The organism is Gemmatimonadota bacterium, assembly GCA_026706345.1.
Classification (GTDB): domain Bacteria; phylum JAAXHH01; class JAAXHH01; order JAAXHH01; family JAAXHH01; genus JAAXHH01.
Genome location: JAPOYX010000217.1, coordinates 1 through 3,313, shown reverse-complemented (window position 1 = coordinate 3,313; position 3,313 = coordinate 1). Strand labels below are relative to the sequence as shown.

The window sequence follows — 3,313 nt, the reverse complement described above, 5'->3', positions numbered from 1 at the left end:
CATCAGACAGTACTGGGCTTTTGCCATAGGTTGACTCCTTCCCCTTCGTCTTGACGCCCTGAGGGGGACGGGGTAGGTCTTCTCTTGTCCGGGAGCCACCGCCACAAAAGGGAGATGACATGTTCGAGTATACTATGGAGCACCTCTTTTCCTATACCGCCACCCTGGAGATGCCGCCCGAAACAATCGGGCCGGTGCCCGGCGGCGTCCGGGTCAATGTATACGTCACGGGGGGGAAAGTCGAAGGTCCCAAACTGCAAGGGAAGCTGCGTCCGGTTGGCGCGGATTGGCTGACTGTCCGGCCCGATGGGGTGGCGTATCTGGACGTGCGGACGACCGTTGAGGCGAACGACGGCGCGCTGATCTATGTGACCTATAATGGGGTGTTGGATATGGGCGCGGACGGCTATCAGAAATTTTTGGACGGCGAGATTCCGCCGAGCGGGGCGCCGATTCGGACGAATCCCTGGTGCCAGACCGCTCACCCCGACTATATATGGATGAATCGTTGCCTGTGTGTTGGGATCGGAGAAGCGTATCTGGAACGGGGTGAAGTGCGCTACGACGTGTATGCCGTACGCTAGGCGTATAGCGGATGAGAATGGGTATGAGCAAATCGAACTGGAATTGGTGCGTAGTCCTCATCGTTGGTCTGCTGCTGTGGGCTCGTCCCGTCGATGCCGCGGTTGAGGTCGGGAGTCCCGCGCCCGCCTTCTGTTTGCCCGCACAGGACGGTGAGACGGTCTGTCTCTCGGAGTTTACGGGCAAACAGAATGTCCTGCTGCTGTTTTATATTTTGGACTTTACCCCAGGCTGAACCCTCCAGTTAGCAACCGGGCAGGACGCTCGGCAGGAAAAGCAACTCGACGCGGTGGTCCTGGGAATCAGTACGAACCACACGGCTTCCCAGCGCATATTTCGCGAGCAACTGGCCCTCAGTTATCCGTTGTTGAGCGCGTTTGACGCCCCCGAGGTCGTTGAAAACTATGTGGGCTGGCTGGACCGGGAAAAGCGGCTCAGCCAGAGAGCCTATGTGCTGATTGATACGGACGGGATCGTGCGTTTTGTCCGCGTCATGCAGAACCCCGGAGAGGTTCTGCCGGTAAGCGAGTTGGAGGCTGAGCTAGCCAAGCTCAAATCGGCCCAGTAATACGCGCTGGCTTGCACTTTGAGCGTGAGAGATGAATAATGAGCGGCCAGGAGCGAGGACGGCAAAAGGAGGCCCGATAGTGCAGGCGCGTGTGCTCTGGTTGCCATTCGTTATGGCCGGTGTCCTGACCGCCGGTCTCTGGATCTCTCCACGTCTCGCCCAAGCGCAGAACGCTCCGGTTGACGCGGACCAGCATTCCCATGAGATTGGCGCCCCACAAGTGCTGGAAATTCCTGTCCAGAGCGGCCTGAGCCAACCGGCCGGCCCGGTCGAACCCTCAGCGTCTGATTTCAGAGCATTGCATCCGCACGAAGACTGGTCCTCTGCCGCAACGGACGGTCAATTCTCTGAATGGCCCGACCCGTCTGTAACTGAGTCCAAACGCACCTATCTCGGGGTCCTGTATGCCACAGCCGAGGAAGGACCGGAAGGCGTCCGGGTCCTAAGCGTGATTGAGGGCAGTCCGGCCCATCGCTCCGGTTTCGAAGGCGTGAATGCGCCCACGCGGAACAACCGGAACGATTTAGTCAAGAAAGCCGCCATCATTGCGCTGGCCATGTCTCCGGCCGGCCCGTTTGTCATGCCCCTCGTCGCCGCTCACGATCATATTACGCGGGAGCGCCATCCTGTCGGCGACCTTATTGTCGCGGTTGAGAACACGCCGGTTCGGACCGCCCAGGACTTTACCGAAGCCATACAGCGTTACAGCCCTGGAGACCGGGTGGCCTTTTCCGTCCTGCGAAAGAACCAGCCCCGCCAGATTACGGTGACGCTCGAAGAAGAACCGTTGGGACCGTAAATTCGTCCTGATAGGCACCGCGGCGCGCTGCTGCCGGTCATCTCTGAGGACGGCGTTCGCTCTATCCCGATTGCGTCGGCGGTCGGTGGCATGCTGAAACCTTGGGGCTGGTCTCATCGACCGGGTGCTCAGCCTTCGGACAGATGGCCCACCTGGGTACGGAAGGCGTTGACGGTATTGTTCATGAGCATAGACACTGTTACCGGCCCGACACCGCCCGGAACCGGCGTAATAAAGGCCGCGCGTTCCTTGGCCGCGTCAAATTCCACATCGCCAACGAGGCGTGAGCCCACCTGATTGATACCAACATCGATCACGGTTGCCCCAGGGCGGACCCAGTCGCCCTTGATCAACCCAGGAGAACCGACTGCTACAACGAGGACCTCTGCCCGGCGGACATGCTCGGCGAACATTCCCCGCTGAGCGGTCGCGATATGGCAGATGGTCACCGTGGCTAAGCGGTCGACCAGCATCAGGCTGAGCGGCTTGCCCACCAGATCGCTGTGTCCGACAATAACCGCCTCTTTGCCCTCCATGTCGAGCCCGGTTGCGTCCACAAGGCGCATGACGGCCAGGGCGGTACAGGAACCAATGCGTATTTCTCCGGTGACGGCGGCCCCGACATTTTCCGGATGGGTGCCGTCCACATCTTTTTGTGGGGCAATATGGTTGACCAGGACTGAGCGGCGTACATGCTCAGGCAGGGGGAGCTGAATGATCACGCCGGTGACTTCGGGGTCTTGGTTCAACTGCTCCAACCGGCGTAGCACCTCAGCCTCTTGGGCATTGTCCGGGAGATGGTACCAGCGATACTCAATCCCCAACCCCCGGGCAATCCGATTCATGGATCGAATATAGACTTCGATGGCCGGGTTCGAGCCGATATAAATGCTGACCAACACAGGTCTTCGTCCGGTGCTCTGGATCAACTCTGAGATTTCCGCTCCAAGTTCCGCATACACTGACTGGGCGATGACCTGGCCTTTGACGATCTGGGCCCCCATGCGGAAACGGTATCATTTGACACAAACGGGTGGAAGCGGGCCGCCTAGCTCATCCGCCGATTTCGTGATAGGCGAGGAGCGGAAAAGGTAGCGTATGAAAACATTTTTCGAGCGGTTTGTGGATGAGGTCGCCCGCAAGAGAGACGCTGGGGAAATCGACGAGGAAAAGGCCCGGCAATGGATAGCCGAGGTTCAGCAGCGGCTGGAGGAACACGCCGAACAGCATCCCCATGCCCCCATTGTCCAAATGCCGGTGAAACACTAGACCTGAGAAGTGGTTGAAAGTATGCCGAAAAGAAAACCCACACGTGCAGTCCAGGTTGGTACAGTCCAGGTTGGGGCGGGCGCCCCCATCGTTGT

At 59.3% G+C, this 3,313-nt stretch carries 5 protein-coding genes; 3 read left to right on the top strand and 2 right to left on the bottom strand.

Translation table 11 applies throughout. The features are described from left to right. Positions 1-119: 119 nt before the first annotated feature. From OXG98_15685 to OXG98_15675, 3 genes are all read left to right on the top strand, one after another. Complete coding sequence (locus OXG98_15685; GenBank protein MCY3773447.1) at positions 120-584, top strand: DUF3237 domain-containing protein; 465 nt, start codon at positions 120-122, stop codon at positions 582-584. 23 nt (positions 585-607) lie between these two features. Beyond that, a complete protein-coding gene (locus OXG98_15680) occupies positions 608-1,150 on the top strand; it encodes a redoxin domain-containing protein (protein MCY3773446.1) in 543 nt (180 codons plus the stop codon). A gap of 112 nt (positions 1,151-1,262) precedes the next feature. Beyond that, positions 1,263-1,949 carry a PDZ domain-containing protein gene (locus OXG98_15675; GenBank protein MCY3773445.1) on the top strand — a complete coding sequence of 229 codons (687 nt, stop codon included), beginning with the start codon at positions 1,263-1,265 and terminating at the stop codon, positions 1,947-1,949. A gap of 128 nt (positions 1,950-2,077) precedes the next feature. On the opposite strand, the gene OXG98_15670 is transcribed toward OXG98_15675, so the two are convergent. Both OXG98_15670 and OXG98_15665 read right to left on the bottom strand, forming a co-directional pair. Next, positions 2,078-2,953, bottom strand: coding sequence for a bifunctional 5,10-methylenetetrahydrofolate dehydrogenase/5,10-methenyltetrahydrofolate cyclohydrolase (locus tag OXG98_15670; GenBank protein ID MCY3773444.1), 876 nt, complete (start codon positions 2,951-2,953; stop codon positions 2,078-2,080). Between the two features lie 49 nt (positions 2,954-3,002). Then, positions 3,003-3,313, bottom strand: a 311-nt coding sequence (locus OXG98_15665) for a hypothetical protein (protein MCY3773443.1), incomplete at its 5' end; no start/stop codon positions are given.

Bases quoted from the DNA above. Each gene is read 5' to 3' on its own strand.
- OXG98_15685 (MCY3773447.1), top strand. From the start codon at position 120: ATGTTCGAGTATACTATGGAGCACCTCTTTTCCTATACCGCCACCCTG.
- OXG98_15675 (MCY3773445.1), top strand. From the start codon at position 1,263: ATGGCCGGTGTCCTGACCGCCGGTCTCTGGATCTCTCCACGTCTCGCC.
- OXG98_15670 (MCY3773444.1), bottom strand. From the start codon at position 2,953: ATGGGGGCCCAGATCGTCAAAGGCCAGGTCATCGCCCAGTCAGTGTAT.